This window comes from Psychrobacter sp. ASPA161_9, from assembly GCF_051970275.1.
In the GTDB taxonomy this organism is placed as follows: Bacteria; Pseudomonadota; Gammaproteobacteria; order Pseudomonadales; family Moraxellaceae; genus Psychrobacter.
The window spans coordinates 92,202-110,983 of record NZ_JBEFNI010000006.1; the positions used below are offsets into that span (position 1 = coordinate 92,202).

The 18,782-nt window shown below is 41.0% G+C and carries 20 protein-coding genes and 1 pseudogene; 15 read left to right on the forward strand and 6 right to left on the reverse strand.

Annotated elements, in window-relative coordinates:
* Positions 1-106 precede the first annotated feature (106 nt).
* From ACTQ9S_RS08400 to ACTQ9S_RS08435, 8 genes and pseudogenes are all read left to right on the forward strand, one after another.
* Positions 107-253, forward strand: a pseudogene (locus tag ACTQ9S_RS08400) (excalibur calcium-binding domain-containing protein); the annotation flags it as partial.
* A gap of 29 nt (positions 254-282) precedes the next feature.
* Entirely contained in the window at positions 283-456 is a 174-nt protein-coding gene (locus tag ACTQ9S_RS08405) for an FMN-binding negative transcriptional regulator (protein WP_082787188.1), read from the forward strand.
* A gap of 108 nt (positions 457-564) precedes the next feature.
* Complete coding sequence (locus tag ACTQ9S_RS08410; protein ID WP_350656213.1) at positions 565-1,005, forward strand: RNA-binding S4 domain-containing protein; 441 nt, start codon at positions 565-567, stop codon at positions 1,003-1,005.
* 238 nt (positions 1,006-1,243) lie between these two features.
* On the forward strand, positions 1,244-1,744 hold the full coding sequence (locus ACTQ9S_RS08415; RefSeq protein ID WP_068327284.1) for a low molecular weight protein-tyrosine-phosphatase: 501 nt from the start codon (positions 1,244-1,246) through the stop codon (positions 1,742-1,744).
* Between the two features lie 178 nt (positions 1,745-1,922).
* Entirely contained in the window at positions 1,923-3,035 is a 1,113-nt protein-coding gene (murB, locus tag ACTQ9S_RS08420) for a UDP-N-acetylmuramate dehydrogenase (RefSeq protein ID WP_440454693.1), read from the forward strand.
* Positions 3,001-3,798, forward strand: coding sequence for a YdcF family protein (locus tag ACTQ9S_RS08425; protein ID WP_440454694.1), 798 nt, complete (start codon positions 3,001-3,003; stop codon positions 3,796-3,798). Before murB ends, ACTQ9S_RS08425 begins: the two co-directional genes overlap by 35 nt.
* Before the next feature lie 120 nt (positions 3,799-3,918).
* On the forward strand, positions 3,919-4,209 hold the full coding sequence (gene ccoS, locus ACTQ9S_RS08430; RefSeq protein ID WP_440454695.1) for a cbb3-type cytochrome oxidase assembly protein CcoS: 291 nt from the start codon (positions 3,919-3,921) through the stop codon (positions 4,207-4,209).
* 105 nt (positions 4,210-4,314) lie between these two features.
* On the forward strand, positions 4,315-5,142 hold the full coding sequence (locus tag ACTQ9S_RS08435; protein ID WP_440454696.1) for a sulfite exporter TauE/SafE family protein: 828 nt from the start codon (positions 4,315-4,317) through the stop codon (positions 5,140-5,142).
* 117 nt (positions 5,143-5,259) lie between these two features.
* Here ACTQ9S_RS08435 and ACTQ9S_RS08440 read toward each other — a convergent pair whose 3' ends face one another.
* On the reverse strand, positions 5,260-6,414 hold the full coding sequence (locus ACTQ9S_RS08440; protein ID WP_440454697.1) for a DEAD/DEAH box helicase: 1,155 nt from the start codon (positions 6,412-6,414) through the stop codon (positions 5,260-5,262).
* A 288-nt stretch (positions 6,415-6,702) separates the two neighbouring features.
* Positions 6,703-6,918, reverse strand: a complete 216-nt coding sequence (locus ACTQ9S_RS08445) for a cold-shock protein (protein WP_068035429.1) — start codon at positions 6,916-6,918, stop codon at positions 6,703-6,705.
* 681 nt (positions 6,919-7,599) lie between these two features.
* Between ACTQ9S_RS08445 and aroQ the strand changes: the two genes are divergently transcribed.
* Positions 7,600-8,157, forward strand: a complete 558-nt coding sequence (gene aroQ / locus ACTQ9S_RS08450) for a type II 3-dehydroquinate dehydratase (protein ID WP_068035427.1) — start codon at positions 7,600-7,602, stop codon at positions 8,155-8,157.
* Positions 8,158-8,319: 162 nt separating this feature from the next.
* The gene (locus ACTQ9S_RS08455) at positions 8,320-9,621 is read left to right on the forward strand and encodes an ABC1 kinase family protein (RefSeq protein ID WP_440454698.1); all 1,302 of its coding nucleotides are present in this window, start codon (positions 8,320-8,322) and stop codon (positions 9,619-9,621) included.
* Between the two features lie 20 nt (positions 9,622-9,641).
* Here ACTQ9S_RS08455 and ACTQ9S_RS08460 read toward each other — a convergent pair whose 3' ends face one another.
* A complete protein-coding gene (locus ACTQ9S_RS08460) occupies positions 9,642-10,472 on the reverse strand; it encodes an ion transporter (protein ID WP_068035423.1) in 831 nt (276 codons plus the stop codon).
* A gap of 352 nt (positions 10,473-10,824) precedes the next feature.
* On the opposite strand from ACTQ9S_RS08460, the gene ACTQ9S_RS08465 reads away from it, so the two are divergent.
* Positions 10,825-11,574: a YebC/PmpR family DNA-binding transcriptional regulator gene (locus tag ACTQ9S_RS08465; protein WP_068035420.1), complete on the forward strand. Its 750-nt coding sequence runs from the start codon at positions 10,825-10,827 to the stop codon at positions 11,572-11,574.
* A 147-nt stretch (positions 11,575-11,721) separates the two neighbouring features.
* Here ACTQ9S_RS08465 and ACTQ9S_RS08470 read toward each other — a convergent pair whose 3' ends face one another.
* Positions 11,722-12,294, reverse strand: coding sequence for a methylated-DNA--[protein]-cysteine S-methyltransferase (locus ACTQ9S_RS08470; protein ID WP_350656999.1), 573 nt, complete (start codon positions 12,292-12,294; stop codon positions 11,722-11,724).
* A 51-nt stretch (positions 12,295-12,345) separates the two neighbouring features.
* Positions 12,346-13,317, reverse strand: coding sequence for a signal recognition particle-docking protein FtsY (ftsY, locus tag ACTQ9S_RS08475; protein WP_227514145.1), 972 nt, complete (start codon positions 13,315-13,317; stop codon positions 12,346-12,348).
* 812 nt (positions 13,318-14,129) lie between these two features.
* On the opposite strand from ftsY, the gene ACTQ9S_RS08480 reads away from it, so the two are divergent.
* From ACTQ9S_RS08480 to ACTQ9S_RS08495, 4 genes are all read left to right on the forward strand, one after another.
* Positions 14,130-14,375, forward strand: coding sequence for a hypothetical protein (locus ACTQ9S_RS08480; protein WP_440454699.1), 246 nt, complete (start codon positions 14,130-14,132; stop codon positions 14,373-14,375).
* A gap of 126 nt (positions 14,376-14,501) precedes the next feature.
* Positions 14,502-14,693: a hypothetical protein gene (locus ACTQ9S_RS08485; protein WP_440454700.1), complete on the forward strand. Its 192-nt coding sequence runs from the start codon at positions 14,502-14,504 to the stop codon at positions 14,691-14,693.
* A 99-nt stretch (positions 14,694-14,792) separates the two neighbouring features.
* Positions 14,793-16,265, forward strand: a complete 1,473-nt coding sequence (locus tag ACTQ9S_RS08490; protein WP_440454701.1) for a M16 family metallopeptidase — start codon at positions 14,793-14,795, stop codon at positions 16,263-16,265.
* Positions 16,266-16,394: 129 nt separating this feature from the next.
* Positions 16,395-17,951, forward strand: a complete 1,557-nt coding sequence (locus ACTQ9S_RS08495; RefSeq protein WP_350656997.1) for a M16 family metallopeptidase — start codon at positions 16,395-16,397, stop codon at positions 17,949-17,951.
* A gap of 51 nt (positions 17,952-18,002) precedes the next feature.
* On the opposite strand, the gene ACTQ9S_RS08500 is transcribed toward ACTQ9S_RS08495, so the two are convergent.
* Entirely contained in the window at positions 18,003-18,563 is a 561-nt protein-coding gene (locus tag ACTQ9S_RS08500; RefSeq protein ID WP_440454702.1) for a hypothetical protein, read from the reverse strand.
* Between the last annotated feature and the right edge of the window lie 219 nt (positions 18,564-18,782).

The following is an 18,782-nucleotide window of genomic DNA, read 5'->3' on the forward strand; positions in this document are numbered from 1 at the left end:
TTTCACATCTACTGACTTTGATGATATACCACCAACATACGTTGATTCAGACTCAACTTCGATATCGGTCTCGGCAGTAAATCCTGTATTAGATTTACTGCCAGTAGCATCAAGCTTCTCATGCGATGGTAGAAAGCACTGCTCTCAGATGACCTCGTGTGCAGAGGCAACTTACTTCACAAATAACTGCCCAGATACGAAAATGGACGGTAACAATGATGGTATACCGTGTGAAAAACAATGGTGTAAATGATGTTAATTAAAGCTTAGATTGAGAACACCATGCATGTTCCTTCAAACTTTTCCGAAGACGATTTTGACAGTATTATCGATCTTCTTACGGCTAATCCGCTGGCAACCTTGATTGCTCAAACCGCTGACGGGATTGAAGCTTGTCATATACCGTTGTTTTGGCATCAAGCCGCCCTAGTCTCCGTTGATGCTATCTTGTTTTAAATACAGACAAACATTTAAATCATCTGTTACTTTAATAGGCTATTACTCTTTTAATTCGTAAAAGAAACACCATTATTATCTTAGTTTATTGATATCTATGAGGTTTTGATGAGTAAACACAATAAAAACCATAATCAGCCCAGCCACAGTAAACCTGATGCTGTGCGTATGCGGCTCGATAAATGGTTATGGGCAGCGCGATTTTATCGCACTCGCACTCTTGCCAAAGAAGCCATCGAAAGTGGGCGCGTGCATTATGCAGGTAGCCGTGTCAAAACCAGCAAAGAGATTGCAGTCGGAGATGAACTGAGTATCCGACAAGGCTCAGCCACTGCCATGACCGAAAAGACAGTCATCGTCGAAGCATTAACTGCACAACGTGGCAATGCTACCGATGCTCAAGTGTTGTATTCAGAGACTGAGGAAAGTGAAGAGCGCCGCGCGTACTATGCTGAGCAGCGTAAACTTGCCAACCTTGCTCGACCTGATAACAAGCCTAATAAGAAGGAGCGCCGTGATTTACAACGCTTCAAACATCAGCAAGACTAAAATATTTCTATTGTTTTGCCTGTGCTCTTGTTATTCCCCACATTAACCGTTACGCTTAACAAGTCGCGCTAGATGATAATAGATTACAAGTAGACGTTATTAAATTAAGCAAAGATAACTGTCTATCATTTTGCTCTAAATTGGCGCTGATTTATTTATCCATTAACATGCTAACAAACCACATTATTAATGTTGGTTTCCTATAGCATGTTTTTTTATTGTCACAAAGGGTCATATTATGCTGATTAAAGCTTCTGCACCATCATCTGTATTATTGGTTTGTCTAGGCAATATCTGTCGGTCACCAACTGCTGAGGAAATTTTCCGTCAGCAAGCTGCTATTGCAGGGCTTTCAATGAAAATAGACTCAGCAGGTACGAGCGATTGGCATATTGGTCATACCCCTGACGTACGCTCACAGCGCCATGCTAAGAGTCATGGTTACAATATTAGCAAATTAGTGGCACGTCAGATAAGTGCTGATGATTTTCGTAAATTTGATCTAATCCTTGCAATGGACGGTCAGAACCTAGCTGATTTGCAAGCATTAAAAGACAGTATTGAAGGTACGTCGCAAAAACCTCTGGCTAAATTAGCTTTGTTTAGCGAAGAAGATCCTACCTATGGCGGCGATGATGTGCCAGATCCTTTTCAGGGTGATGGAGAAGCTTTTGAAAACGTTATTGAACGTATTGAATCTAGCGCACAAGCATGGATTGAAAGCTGGAAAGCCATGTAAGGAAACTTTAGGCATACAAATGTAATGATGGCTAAATAACATTGGTTGGATACTAAAACCTAAGTATTTTATCTGCTTTTGTACCGCGTATCCCTTATAATAACGAGCGTATTAAGGCCTACTTAAAATTTAATCATTACTTTAACAGCCCCCATTTATTTGCCTAATAGGTCGCTTTATGACTACAGATTTGCATCATGCTCCTAGTGCCCAATATGATTGTTCGCATGATCTTTCTCATACCAATACAATGGCGCTCGCTTGTGTAGCTGATACAGTAGTGACTTTACAAGATGAGGCGCAGCTAGATAGCTTCATGACAAGTTATGTAAAAAATACTGAGCATAATCTGCCGTTGTTTGTGTTATCTGGTGGTAGTAATGTGCTGTTACCTACGCAGTTGCAAGCTATCGTGCTACGACCGCAAATGCATGGCATTACTCTCACCGATCAGACTCAAGATTATGTTGATATTGAAGTCATGGCAGGCGAAAACTGGCATGACTTGGTTATTCATACGGTCAATCAAGGCTGGTACGGGTTAGAAAACTTGGCTTTGATTCCTGGGCTAACTGGTGCAGCTCCTGTGCAGAATATTGGAGCATATGGTGTTCAGTTAGAAGACTATTTGCAGTATGTGCGCGCTTATCACTTACCGACCAAAACTTGGCACTCTCTTACCGCTACTGACTGTGAGTTTGGTTACCGCGATAGTATCTTTAAGCGTACACCTAACACTTGGCTGATTAGCCGCGTGGGTTTTCGCTTGCATACTGACGAGACAAAGGTGTTAGCCAGTTATGGCGATGTCCAGACAGTGGCGCAACGTTATGCTGAGCAACAAGGACGTATGCAACCAGCTCCTGCGGACGTGATGCATGCTATCATCGATATTCGACAACAAAAACTTCCTGATCCTAAACAGCTCCCTAATTGTGGTAGTTTTTTTCAAAACCCTATTATCAGTCAAAACCAGTTCATATCATTACAGAGTAATTATTCTGATATTGTGGGCTACCCAATGCCAGATTCAATGGTCAAAGTCGCAGCAGGTTGGTTAATAGAGCAAGCAGGTCTAAAAGGCGGCGGTATCGAACCAATCGTAACTCATAAAAAACAAGCATTAGTACTGACTAATCACCGTCCTTACCAAGCCACCCAAGATGATGTGGCAATAGCCCAGAACCATATCATAAGCTGTATTTATGAAAAATTTGCTATCACTTTAGCCCGTGAGCCAGTTTGGGTTAATACTAATGGCACAGTTGGATATGGTGAGCATGGGGTCTAAGCGTTCATGGTCTCATAAGCTGTCAGGGCATTACCTGCGCTCAGCTGAACGCATGATTAAATTGTTTCGTATTATTAATATGACTTTTTTGCTGGGCTCGACTGCGATTATTTTGATTCTTGTTAGTTTGTTCACACCGCTGTTTTCTCGTACGGTTACTTATGTATTCGAGCATCTACCGCTACCTACGATATCGGCTAGTGCCATGAGTTCGCCGCCTACTGCTTATGTGGTCCTTGGTGGTGGTCTCACTAATGATAATAATAATCAAACTATCCTTAATGGTTATAGTCTCAACCGTATCCGTACTGCCGCTATTGCCTATCATGATTTTCCGCTACCTATTATTTTAAGTGGTGCTGAAGCGCCTTGGATGAGTCAATGGCTCATCGAGCACGGCATTGATGAACCAATTAGCGAAAACGCCAGTATGAATACTTGCGAAAATGCACGGTTTACGGCCAAACGTGTTCCTCTATATCATGTTTACCTTGTCACTGATAGCTATCATATGGCGCGGGCACGCAGGCAATTTGCCCTAAACGGGATTAATAGCACTCCTATCAACGCGCCACTACCCGTTCAACTTGATTGGATGGAGCCTGCACAAAACTTAAGCCATTCAAGACGTGCTGTTTATGAAATAGCCGCTTATTTACGTGATGTTCTGCGCCCGCAATCAGACTGTCGCCTTGCAGAAGAAGTCAGCACTCAGCAGTTATTAACGCCTAGAGGTAATGCAGTCAAAACCTTTGATGAATAATACAAATACTTCATGAATTTGTGCCAATTTAGTTGCCCAGATTTCGCCTGCATAGCTCAATTTACTACACTTGCAATAAGTGTATAATAATAGAATAAACTGCTATTTAAGAGGTTTGCCATGCTCAGTATATTTTTATTGATTCCATTAAGCTTAATGCTGTTTGTGGTCGCTATTTGGGCAGTACGTTATGCCGTAAAATCCAATCAGTTTGAGGATTTAGATAATGCCTCGCAGCGTATTATCTTGGATGATCGACAAGAGCGTCGTCAGGTTATCCAATCGCATGAGCCAAGCGACACTGTTCAAAAAACGGATACAATATCCACTGAAACTACTGTTAAAAGTGTAATTTTGGACGAAGTTGACATAACAACTGGTAGCAATACAGATCTTAATAATAAAAAATAGCATTAAATTTTTAAAAACTTCTAATCTAGTTAACGATCTACTGCTTTTATTTTCAATAGAATAAACATTTTCTCACCTTATTATTTACTCTAGGAGTTGCTGCTCATGACCACAGCATTATTAGTTGCAGCATTACTAATGGGATTTTTTGGTTCACCGCATTGCTTAGGCATGTGTGGCGGACTGGTGAGCGCATTTGGACTATCAATGAAGGATGCTAGTCCTGCCAAGCGCCGTGGTTTGGTTGCTACCTATCATCTTGGACGTTTACTTAGCTATTCTTTTTTAGGTTTGATGGCAGGATTAATTGGCACAACCGTATTAGAGCCATTGATGAAAGGCAATAGTATGCCGCGTATTCTATTGGGTTTAGTGCTAGTACTTGTTGGCGTCACAATGTTGGGCGCGCCATTTTTAACCAAGCTTGAGCGCTTTGGTATGCGTTTTTGGCAAATCCTTGGACCACTACGCCAAAAGGTATTTCCACTCACTACCTTTCCACGCGCTTTAACTGCTGGTCTGCTATGGGGGTTTCTACCTTGTGGACTTGTGTATGGCGCCCTACTTATTGCAGTTGTCGCTCATAATCCTTTAGGAGGCGCAGCACTGATGTTTATCTTTGGTCTAGGTACAGTGCCAATGTTAGTTGCTACTCATAAAACAGTCAGCTGGATGCGTGACAAAATTGGTCGCTTTCGCTTGCGCCAGCTAAATGGTGTAGTGATGGTACTATCGGGAATGGCTGTGGCGTTTGTGCCTATCATAATGACTAATATGCATGGTGGACATGATAGTGGCGCACAAATGAATCATGGTAGCTCTTCTGCTATGACCTCTGAAGCAGGCGACTCTACCCATCATGATATGAGCCAAATGGATTCTAATATGCATCATATGGATGCTGACTCCGAAACCATGAACCATTCTCAATAGTTGAGCTCAGAACATAGTAAAAGCCAATATCTTATAAGCATGTCGAAAAAAAGCCCACAACGTTAATATCGCTGCGGGCTTTTTCTGACAACACTTAAGCTTTTAGTATTGATATAACTACTGTTGCCATTGTTCAAGGCTAAACTTAGTATCTAAGTGTTTCTCTAATGCAGGTAGATTAAAAGCATCATCCTCACTCACAAAGCTAATACTAATACCTGTTTGCCCAGCGCGCCCTGTACGACCAATACGATGTACATAGTCATCTGGCTGATCCGGCAAGGTATAGTTAACCACATGACTGATATCGTCAACATGAATACCGCGCCCAGCTACGTCAGTTGCGACTAATATAGAGGCGTGACCGTCTTTAAAACGCTGTAAGTATTTTTCACGCTTCTGCTGAATCACGTCACCTGATAGCATGACAATTTTATGCGCTTGACGAAGCTTGTGATACAGACGCTTCACCTGATCCTTACGATTAGCAAAAACAATGACTTTTTCTACGGTGCTATCAGTAATAATACGCTGCAACGCTTCTAACTTTTGATCTTCTGTTAGTAAATAAAAATGCTGGTCTACTAGCTCACTAGTTTTGTGTTCAGGCTCAATTTCAACAAACTGGGGCTCATGTAACCAGCGATAAGCAAGGTTCATAACATCTTGATTAAAGGTAGCTGAAAACAGCAGGCTTTGACGATCAGTGTTAGCTGGCATGCGTCCAACCAAACGTTTAATATCGGGGATAAAACCCATATCAAGCATACGGTCAGCTTCATCTAACACAAGTACTTCTACACGATCCAAATAGACCATACCTTTATGCATAAGATCAATCAAACGTCCAGGTGTAGCCACCAAAATATCTACATATTGGCGCTCAAGCTCATGCTGTTGAGTCTCATAATTAGTACCACCCATAATACAGACACTATGTAGCTCAGTATATTTGGTCAATGCCACACAATCATCAAAAATCTGCTGCGCAAGCTCGCGTGTTGGTGCCATTATCACGGCGCGAGGCTCACCTAAATGACGCTCTTCTTCCTGACCAAAAGGACGCTTAAGTAAAGCTTCCATAATAGTAATCAAGAAAGTCGCAGTCTTGCCTGTTCCCGTTTGCGCCTGTCCAATCGCGTCTTGATGCGCTAATGTATGTGGTAATATCTGAGCTTGGATAGGCGTTAACTCGGTAAAACCCAAATCACTGATTGCTCGTAATGTTGGCGCTGAAAGTGGCAAATCAGTAAATGTCGTAAAATTACTCAAAAAATCATCCTTATGTATTGACAGTAGCAGACTCACAGCAAACCTTAACGTAGCTTTTAGATTTAGATAAAGCTGCTGGTATATGAATGCAGATGAATGCGGATAGATAACTGCAACTAATAATTAACGGCCTATGAAATATAGGAGCGTAAAAAAGCCAAGCCTAATGTCTATTCTTATCGATGTTGTAATAAACCCAATATCGATAAGAATAGACAGGCTTGACTCAGTAGTATATCAGCAGTTAGTAAAATCATTATAGCTAAACCACTATAATGACTGAATTGATCAGTCTTCTACTTTTCTAACCTCTTCAGCTTGTAGACCTTTTTGGCCTTCCACTACGTTAAACTCAACTTTTTCGCCATCTTTTAAAGAGCGATAACCATCACCTTGAATAGCGCGAAAATGGACAAAAATGTCTTCACCGCTATTACGTTGAATAAAACCAAAGCCTTTTGAGTCATTAAACCACTTAACGATACCTTGCTCACGATCTGACATAACATTGCTTCCTAAAATTACGCCTAGCCCCAACTTCCTTTGCGAAATTGCATATAAACGGGGTCTAAGATTATGAAATCAGAATTTAAATCAATTATTTAATCAATAACGATTTAAATACCATCATTTAAAAGTTGCGTTTAGAATATATAAGGACATTCATTTTCATCAAATAATAAGAATTTCTTCTTAGATGAAATAATCGCGCCTTAACGCACTTACTAGCGATGTTGCATCATCACTTAAGGATGATTGCTACTTATAATTGTTCCAAAAAGTAGCAGCAACAAAATCGCAAGATTCACTACTTAAAAATATCATAGCATGGGTTTTTAGCAACACAAAGTCATTTAACATGATTTTTGATGTTTAGGTAAGCTATCTATGTAATTTTTTATAAACTAACAATTGAGCTATTATGATAAAGTCCCATATCTAGCGTAACAGTTTAATCTCTTACTTATTCGTTATTTCAATGAATATTTCGTTTACAAGAGTATTAACGCAAAGGTAAGGTCTACAAAGGCATCTCTCACTAATGCATTGCCAAAGCATATGCAATCACCATAAAACCATGCCTGTGACATGATGCTAAAGATTTATTAGTAAACTATAGATGAGTTATAATTACAAACCCTATTAGACCTAATATTACATTCACCTAAATCTGTAGAGAAACTTATGAGCAACTCTTCTCCGTCAGCATCAGCTTCAAAAACAACAGTAGCAGACGCAACTGGTTCAGAAACAGACAATCTACAGACACGCAAAATACTACTCATTAATGGGGCAAACCTCAACTTATTAGGTAAGCGCGAGCCAGAAATTTATGGTCATACAACCCTTACTGATATTGAAAAACATTTAACAATAAGAGCAGCAAAGCATGGCATTGAACTTATTTGTATTCAATCCAATCACGAAGGACAGCTCGTTGATGCTATTCAGCATCATGGTTTGTTAGCTGATGCTGTATCACAAGTGGATGCTATCATCATTAATCCAGCTGCATTTACCCATACGTCAGTCGCTATTCGCGATGCCCTACTAGCCACTCAAAAGCCATTCATAGAGGTGCATTTATCTAATGTTCATGCACGTGAACCTTTTCGGCAACATTCTTACTTAAGTGATGTGGCAGTTGGAGTAATATGTGGTTTAGGCCACTTAGGCTATCAGATGGCACTCGATTATTGGCTGGTTAATTCGTACCGCATTGACTTGGACAATGACAGCTAAGTGGCATTATCACATGCCTTAATACAGTCTTTAGAAAAACCCTAGCACGCTTTTAAAATGAAGGGTTTTATTGGCTGAAATATTGCATTAAATATGACTCGTTCTTTAATCAATCATTAATTTATAAGCAAAAAACTAAAAAATCAATATACGGTGATATGAATGGCTAAATCGTCCGGAAAACGCTTTATGAAACTTGCTGGCATGACTGCAAGTATTGCAGGTAAAGCTGCTAAGAACTCGCTAAAGCACCTCTCTAGTGACGAAGAAAAACGCTTACAGGCACGCTCAGAGTTAATGCAAGATGTAGGTGTTCAAATCGCTGAAACGCTTGGTGAGATGAAGGGCGCTGTCATGAAAGTGGGGCAAATCGCCTCGCAATATAAAGATGTGTTTCCACCAGAGGTTGCAACGGCGCTTGAAAAGCTACAAAAAGATGCGCCACCCATGCCATATGTACAGATACGCACACAGGTAGAACGTGAGCTTAAGGCATCTATTAATGAGCTGTTTGCAGAATTCGAAGAAGTACCTTTTGCGGCAGCCTCCATTGGTCAAGTACATAAGGCTACTCTGCCCTCTGGCCAAAAGGTCGTAGTCAAGGTGCAATATCCAGATGTTGATGAGAATTGCGACAGTGATCTAAAGCAAGTACGCATGGCCTTGAAGATTGCTGGCGTTCTTAATATGAGTCGTGACCTGCAAAATCAGTTGTTTAACGAGATACGTCAAAGCTTACATGATGAGCTTGATTATACTAAAGAGGCCCATAACTTACGGGTATTTGGGGCATTTCATGCTGAGGACAACGGTCTTATCATACCTAAGGTCATTGGTAGCCACTCTTCTAAACGAATTTTGACTTTGACAGAAGAGATGGGAGAGACGCTAACAGTAGCGGCGACGTGGGATAATGATGTTAAGCAAAAAATAGCAGAGCGCCTATTTCATTTTACAGCAGGCCAGCTATTTGGCTTATACCGGATGCACTGTGATCCTCATCCCGGTAACTTTGCCTTCCGCACTGATGGTAGCGTAGTAGCTTACGACTTTGGCGGTATTCGCAGCTATAGTGATAGCGAGGTGCAATTGTTTCGTAGGTTTGCTAAACATGCTATCAAAGGCGATGTGACGGCACTTGAACAAGATCTGATTGCACTGGGAATACGCCGGAATGATGATACCAATATTCCAGGCGAGTTTTACCAGCAATGGCTCGCTATTGGATTGAAGCCTTTATCTATTACGCCTCATCAAGATGGCCATTTTGATTTTTCTAGTAGTCAAGTGCATCACGAAGTTATTGCTCAGATGCGTACGTCTTTAAAATACTTTGCTCAATTTCAGCCTTCCGCCACTACCATGATGCTTGATCGTACCGTATCAGGACAGTACTGGAACTTGGTTAACCTTGGGGTGGAAATTGACTTATCATCGCTAACTAATGAATATATAGAGACTTAAAAAATCAATATTAGTGACCGTTAAACATGTAGCGCATGGCCACAGCGATCACAGAATGTCGCACCAACTGCATGACCAAACTTCCCACAGTTGGGACAAGTGATTGGATTGAGCTGTGGTCGCATATTACGTGCCAGCTCAGAGGTAAAAATCCCTGTTGGCACTGCAATGATCGAGTAACCAGTAATCATGACCATAGATGCAATTGCTTGCCCTAGTGGCGTTTTTGGTGATATATCACCATATCCCACTGTAGTCATGGTTACTATCGCCCAATAGATAGATAATGGAATACTGGTAAAGCCATTTTCTGGACCTTCCACAACATAGATAACCGAGCCAAAGATCGTTACTAATAAGACGAGCGATAAGAAAAATACCGTAATCTTTTGCTGACTGGTTCTAAGCGCAGAAGCCAAAAATCCAGCTTGTTGCATATACGCTTTGAGCTTGAGAACGCGGAAAATACGTAAAATACGTAAAATACGTATCACGAGTAAGTACTGCACACCCACAAACATTAGACTTAAATAGCTTGGTAATACGGATAATAAATCCACTATTCCAAAAAAACTAAAAACATAACGAATACGATTGGGTGCTGAGAATAACCTTAGAGCGTACTCAATCGTAAATAAAATCGTAAAAAACCATTCAGCGTAAAAAAACAGTGTGCCATATTGCAAACGCATGTATAGAACACTATCAAGCATTACGATAGCCACACTGGTCAAAATGGCAATCAATAGTACAATATCAAAAAGCTTACCCAAACGGGTATCTGTGCCTTCAATAGTAATGTGAATGCGGTTGCGTAAATGAGTAATGGCTTCAGCGGTTGGTTGCTTCATAGAATCAGTGGCTTCATAAAATCAGTGGCTTGATAGCATCCAATGATTTAAAGTGTGATGGATAAGCGCAAGTTATTCAAAATACGCAAAATTGGTTTATAATATTGGTCGCTTATAGCAGTTATCACAACATATAAGTTGCCACAGTGTAGCAAAAAATAGCTCTTAGCAACATACAAATTGCTAACGTTAACGTAAGCTTATAACCTTACAACAGTACATTAAAAGCGCTAGTTAGTGTGAAATTTATAAGCTCCAAAAACATTCAAACATTGGTATAAAAAAGTATTTGTAATAGGTATGACTCACATTGAGCTCATACTAAAAAGTATATAGCACTTAAGGATATAATATGGCAGGTCATTCAAAATGGGCAAATATTAAACACCGTAAAGCCCGTCAGGATGCAGTAAAAGGTAAAGTATTTACCAAGATTATTCGTGAAATTGTTTCAGCTGCTAAGCAAGGTGATCCTGACCCTGACAAAAACCCACGTTTACGGGCCGTTATTGAAAAAGCCTTATCAGTCAATATGACCAGAGACACCATCAATCGTGCTGTTGATCGCGGTACTGGTGGCGGTGATACTGAAAACATGGATGAGATCAGCTATGAAGGCTATGGTATCGGTGGCGTCGCAGTACTGGTCGAAACCATGACCGACAATGTTAATCGCACTGTCAGTGAAGTGCGCCATGCCTTTACCAAGTACGATGGCAATCTTGGTACTTCAGGTTCAGTCGCTTACCTTTTTAATAAGCGCGGCGAAATCACTTTTAATGATGTAAGCTTAGAAGATGAAGTGATGCTTGCTGCATTAGATGCAGGCGCACTTGATATTGAAAATGATGGTGAAAGCCTGCTTGTCATCACTGAGTGGGAAAGTTTCGGTCAAGTCAAAGATGCTCTCAATGCTGCAGGTCTGGTATCTGATAATGCTGAAGTGACTATGTCACCATCGACCAGTGCTGAGATTGATAATATCGATGATGCCGAAAAAGTCATGAAGATGATTGACATGCTAGAAGACATAGATGATGTACAAGAGGTTTATAGCAATGTGAACTTCTCTGCTGACGTGATGGCACAACTTGAGCAATAGTTTCTGTCCAGCAATAACTTACCAGTAATAAATGATCGATCACTCATAAAAAGAGCCAAACGCTTTTAGCGTTTGGCTCTTTTTTAATGCGTTTTAACAATGCATCTAACAATACATCCAATAACCGTTCATCTAAAATCTCTTAAACTAGGTTTTATCCTTTACACCTTCAAGCGCTAATAAATACTCTTTTTTGTCCAGCCCGCCAGTATAGCCACCCAGCTTACCATCGCTGGCAATCACTCGATGACAGGGAATGACGATACTAAAAGGGTTTTTGCCGTTAGCGTTTGCCACTGCTCGGAATCCTTTAGGGTTACCAACACGCTGAGCAAGCGTTGCATAACTTATCGTTTCGCCATGCGCAATATCTTGTAATGCTCGCCATACTTTTTGCTGAAACTCAGTGCCTAAAGATATATCTAATGACAAATCAAAAGCGTCACGTCTACCATCAGCATACTCATTAAGCTGGCCGATGGCAGCTAATAGTAAAGATTGAGAGGCATCTTTACTATTTAATTCATCTTCATCTATAAATATAAAATCATCCTCGCTAAGCTTATAGTGCTTTTTGAGCTTAGTAGATGATTTAGAGTGACGCCATGACTGGCCTTTTAATAGCCAATTAACTTCAGCAAGCTGAGCAATATCATTCTCATTAGCGCTTGCCATTAAAATTAGTCGATGTTGACCAAAACTTGTTGTAGTGACTATCATAGTTACCTCCAACTTAGCTCTAATGAAATAATACTCAATTTATGAAAAATCTTAACTTTCATCCGTATCGAACAATGCTGCAACGAACTGCTTAGGACTAAAGGCACGTAGATCATCAATGGACTCGCCAACACCAATGTAGCGGATAGGCACATCAGTAGTTTCAGCAATATTAAACACGACCCCGCCTTTGGCAGTACCATCTAATTTGGTAATAGTAATACCCGTCAAAGGCACGACTTTATTAAATAGCTCAACTTGATTGATAGCATTTTGTCCTGTACCAGCATCCAGAACAATCATACCTTCATGCGGCGCGCTTGGATCGGCTTTACGCATGACGCGCACGACTTTTTCAAGCTCCGCCATTAGATGCGTTTTATTCTGCAAACGACCAGCAGTATCAGCAATTAACACATCGATATTTTTAGCCTTAGCAGACTGCATGGCATCAAAGATAACAGAGGCGCTGTCTGAGCCGTGACCTTGCGCTACGACTGGAATACTATTACGCTCACCCCAAATTTGCAGCTGCTCTGTCGCGGCCGCACGGAACGTATCACCCGCAGCCAGCATAACCGATTTGCCCTCACCTTGTAGACGTTTGGCAAGTTTTCCAATAGTCGTCGTTTTGCCAACACCATTAACGCCTACAACTAAAATAACAAAAGGTTTTTTGCTGGTGTCGATGACCAGTGGCGCAACTTTTGGCGTTAAGATATCGACCAACTCACTTTGCAACGCTTTATACAATGAATGTGCATAGATTAAGTCCCCACGTGCTGTCTGCTCGGTTAGACTCTTAATAATGCGGTTGGTTGCGTTTACACCAATGTCAGCGACCAACAGTTGATCTTCGACTTCTTCTAACAGCTCATCGTCGATCTCTTTACCACCGATAAGAATACTGACCATACCTTCCGCTAAATTCTTACGTGACTTACTCAGCCCTGACTTCATGCGGTTGAACCAGCTGCCTTTTTGACGACCTTGGGTTTCATTTTCTTGCTCGTCTTGAGGCATACTGGGTGCAGCTTGTCTCATAGGAACGCTAGATTCAGGTACGCTAGATTCAGAAACGCTAGCTTGACTTGCACTGTCAGGATTGATATTTCCAGTACTGCCAGATTGAGGGTTAGCGGCTCGAGATTTATTGCTGGAATTGTCGCTCCACTGATCTTGTAGCGGCATTTTTGGTACAGCAGTACGATTAGTCTTATTGTCGATCTTATCGTTACTCACCACTGTATCTTCGCTCGTATGCTGTCCTGCAGGCATGACGATTGGCGCACCTAAAGCTATCTGTTCTGCAGCATCTGCACTTGATACATCCGTATTTGCTGTATGACTAACACCATTACCTTGCTCATCAGCCTTAATTGCTGTTTCAACTTCATCGACACCAGAATCATCAATAATGGGGACTGATTGCGTCGGTAGACTCGGTAAGGTAATATCATCGTCATCTAAATCATCAAGGCTGCCATCAAGATTGATGACCACACGGTTGGCATTATTCGGATTATTCATAAGCTTGCCCTAAAAGTTATCAATGTCAGTAATTTATTTATTGTGCAATGAATATCATTATATTTAATATCATTAAAACGAAAGCTGGTTTTTGTGCTAGTTTAGCATAATTCAAGTGTCGCTCAGCGCTGTCCGTGATAGCGAATGATAAAGTAATAGCCGATTTGTAAGAAAGCTTGGTTAAGGTTCAGACACAAAAATCTGACTTTGGTAAGGTCAAATTTCGCTACAGTCTATTTAATACTTGCCTGCTCTGAGCAATCAATTAGCCGTTCGGTCTTTTTATTCACTGAATAGGGATAGCCATGCCACCTCTAAAACAAACTTGCTTTTTAAAGCATATATACTTGCCAAAGCGACAATATCCATCAAACGGCATAAGACCTGATATTAAGCCTATTCCTAAAAGGCAATTTATTTATAGAAAGGCTAATGCGCTCAGCCTGTTGCTTCTTATAGCAGCCCTGTCTTTTTCAACTGTAGGTTGTGCTACTTTGCAAGCACTAGAGCCAACAGCTGATTTAATTAATGACTTAAAAAAGATTTTGTAATAATTTTCATTGCCAGTCTATGGTGTGTCATCAATTAGGATATCTATACATTTGGTGGTCTTACCTCTAAAGGTGAGCTTAAGAAAGCTCTTTTTCTAAAACTGTCTTCTAAAATCAGGAATACTTATGTCATCGATGATACCAACTCATAAAACCAATTATAAACCTGTACCAACGGTTTCTCATTTGAAACTTGTTATAAATATTGGAATCGCTATGGTTATTTCCATCCTATTATTATCAATCGTAGGCTGTAGTACGACACAAGAATTCAAACCAACAGCCAGTGTGATTGTTGGTGGACATAAATCTTTATAGCGCTTGCGGTTGTTATCTTTAAGACAACAATATTATTTTATAGTTTTTAATAAGTCATCGTCTTTGATAAGTCGTCATTTTTTATAAGTAGAACATACCATGCCCTTGTCTTCACCATTACCTATTATATCGTTACGTATGGCCTGCGCCTTAGCACTCGCCACTACTCTAACTGCATGTCAAACCAGTGGCCTGAAAAAAACAGCTGAGCCTGACACAGTAACTGCTAAGCCATCCATGAGTTCGGATCTGACTATCGATATGTCAGGTCGACATGAATATCAGTTAGAAAATGGGCTCAAGTTAATTATCAAAGAAGATCATCGGGCGCCAGTAGCGATGACGCAGATCTGGTATCGGGTTGGCTCTGCGGATGAGCCGTTAAATAAAGGTGGCATCTCGCATTTGCTCGAACATATGATGTTTAAAGGGACAGCTGACGTTTCAAGCGATGATTATGAGCGCTTGATTGCAAAGTTTGGCGGCGTTAATAATGCTTTCACCAGCTACGATTACACTGGCTACTACGAGCTTTTTCCCGCTAATAGAATGGCTTTAGCTTTGGAATTAGAAGCGGATCGCATGAAAAACTTAGTTTTTGATGAAAAAGCTTTTACTAAAGAGCATCAAGTAGTCATGGAGGAACGTCGTCAACGTACTGATGACAATCCACTTGCCAAAGCTTATGAGTCGTTTCGCCTGTTGGCTTTACCTGATAGTCCTAAAGGTGAATCTGTCATCGGGCCAATGAGCGAGCTTGAATCCATTAAACTGACAGAATTAAAAGATTGGTATAAGACTTGGTATGCACCCAATAATGCAACCTTAGTTATCGTCGGTGACGTTGAGCCAAAAGAGGTCTTAGCACAAGTCAAACGCTACTTCGGTGATCTGCCTGCCAGCAAATTACCCACACGCCCTGCGGTCAAACAGCAAGGCTTCCGTGGTTATCAAAAAGTTGACTCTGAGCAAGCGGTACAAGTGCCTGTATTGTTGATGGGTTACAACGTCCCTAGCCTATCGACTGTTGGCGCGAACAATGAAAAGCAAGCTTATGCGCTATCACTTGCCCAAGATGTGTTAGATGGTGGTCTATCGGCGCGTTTAGAAAGTCGACTCATACGCGAGCAAGGTTTGCTGACCACAGTCGGTACTTCTTACGACTTACTTGATCGCGGTGATGGACTGTTTTTAATACAAGCAACGCCGCGTGAAGGCGTGAGCTTAACGCAAGCACAAGAAGCTATCACAGCTGAAATCAATAAGCTTACCACTGATCCTATTAATGCCGACGAAATCAGTCGTGCTAAGACCAATACCGTTACAGGTTTGGTATATGCGCAAGACAGTATGGAAGGCCAAGCACGGATGATAGGCTCGCTACAATCTATAGGGCTGGATGACAGATTGCTTGCAAGCTTACCTGCCAAGCTTGATGGTGTGAGCATCGCTGATATTCAGGCTGCTAGTAAAAAGTATCTTGTAAACGATAATCTGACCGTGATGCATATCGTACCGCCTAAACAAAAGACAGATGAAACTAAAACAAGCAAGGCACCAACAAACAATTAATACTCAATGCTTGAAATTCGGTATTTAAAACTTAGTACTTAGAATAAATTGCTAATGTTCGTTATAGTTTTGCGCCATCCTTCTTTCCTAAGAAGCCTATAGTTTAAGAACATCTATAAGAAGAAAGATATGACTCAGAAAACTTTTATATTCATGATCAAAAGAACGCTACCACATCCAGACTCAACCCGGTCTCAATCTATTTGCAAGTCTCATCTTAGTGCTAGCATTCTACTAGGCTTAACAGCGTTTATTGCTCCCGCTTATGCAGACTCAGTCGGTGCTGAAGAATATCGTGAGCCCGCTGCTGCGGTCGATGTAAACGCGCCCATTGCAGCATTGGCTAAGCTTACCAGTCTTAACAACGTTAAACCTTTACAAGTAACAGTACCAACTATCGAACACTTTAAAACGACAGCCGGCGTGCCCGTATCTTTTGTACGAGCAACCACGTTACCTATCGTAGATATTGATTTACGTTTTAATGCTGGTAGTGCACGCGATGGTAATATACGTGCGAATGGCTTTGGCATTGCTAATATGACCGCTACGATGCTCACGCAAGGCACTGAGAGCTTGAACGAAGATGACTTTACGCGAGCGGTTGAAACATTAGGGATTGATTTAAATAGTAGTGCGTATAAGGATATGTTTATCGTCTCGCTACGTAGCTTATCTGATGATGCTCATCTACTACCAGCCATCGATTTGATGACGCAAATGCTGACACAGTCCAACTTTGATCAATCAATTTTAGCGCGTAACAAAGCACGTCTATTAGTCGGTCTGCAACAGCAGAAACAAGATCCTAATAGCCTTGCCAGTCTGGCTTTTGATAACGCTCTATATGGCAGCCATCCTTATGCCCATCCTTCGTCAGGTACGCTTGAAACAGTACCCAGTATCGAGAAAAAAGACCTAACTGACTTTCAAAATCGCTACCTTGTCGCTGCCAATGCTTCATTAGCAATGACTGGCAACTTGACGCTCGCTCAAGCCAAAAAACTCGCTGAAGACATTACTACTAATTTACCTATAGGCAAGGCCGCCAATGCTTTACCCGAGCCAAAACCACTCACCCAAGCAAAGAATATTCACATCCCCTTTCCTAGCAGCCAAACCACAGTACTAATGGGACAACTAGGTAGTAAGCGTGCTACCGACCCTCAAGCGCAACAGCAACAAACCAATTTTGCTATTGGCAATGAGGTATTAGCAGGCGGTAATTTTAATGCACGGTTGATGACTGAGATACGTCAAAATCTAGGTTATACCTATGGTATATCAGGCTCTATGAGTCCAATGCTAACTCGTGGCCCTTACCAGATAGGTTTTTCAACCCGCAATGACAAGGCTCGCGATGCTATTGATGCCAGCTTAACGGTCATTAATGATACGTTAGATAACGGGATTAACAATGATGAGATGCGTCTAACCACGGACAATATGAAGAATAGCTTTCCGATGAGCTTTGCAAGTAATGCGGGAATTAATGGTTTGCTGGGAATGATGAACTTCTATCAACTGCCAGATAATTATCTGACGGATTATATGGCACGTATTGAAAACGTTAAACTATCAGGAGTGAATCAGACTATGCGCGATACTCTTAATCCAGATAAATTCTTGATTGTGACAGTTGGACAGGACGATCCTTGGCAAACCAAAACGATCAAATCTGAGTAATTTTTTAGCAGGCGCTTTTGATATAAGTTAAGAAAACAAGGTTACGGATACTTAATCCGTAACTGTTATCGCAACGTCGTAGCTTAAGCGTTCAGGCTTGTATGTAGCGCCATTATAGGCTAGTCGGATTACATGCTTATCATAGGATGCCACTTGATACTCGCCATTAGCGAAGTTATGCATAGTGGGCACAATCAGTAGGGCTTCTATTTGTCTATTATCGACATCGACATCAATGCGCTGTCCAGCCTCTAAATATAAAAAATAGTCACAATAGTCATTAACCATCACTTCGGCAACACGCTTAATATCGTTGTTACCCATGTCTTTTTGCAATAGTTTGGGACAAATATCTGCACGATTTGCAGCTAACCTTGCATACGAGTTGGTAATATTATCCTCAATATTGGCAACTTCTAACTGTTTTTGCTGCGCCAGTGATGCATCTGCTTGACTATCCGTAGGCATTTCCGGACTACAAGAGTTGCTAAGTAGTACCAACAAGATAGCAACAACAACCAACATAAGACGTAAAGTGTTTGATTGAGAATTAAGTGTATTGCTCAAATTAAACCTACGTGCGCCTGATATTATCGACCGAAAACCCTTCATAAATCCCGCTTGTATCAAACTCTTGAACCTTGTTTATGAAACAAGGAACTTGTATAAAATGTAGACAATTATTTGTGATTATTAGAACATAATTTGGGACAATATTACTAGTTTTTAATGACTTATAGGTCTAACCAAATAGCTATATGGCATCTATCAACCATTTTAAGCATACTCAATAAGCTCAATATCAACGACTCCAGTAGTTAAGCTTAGTTT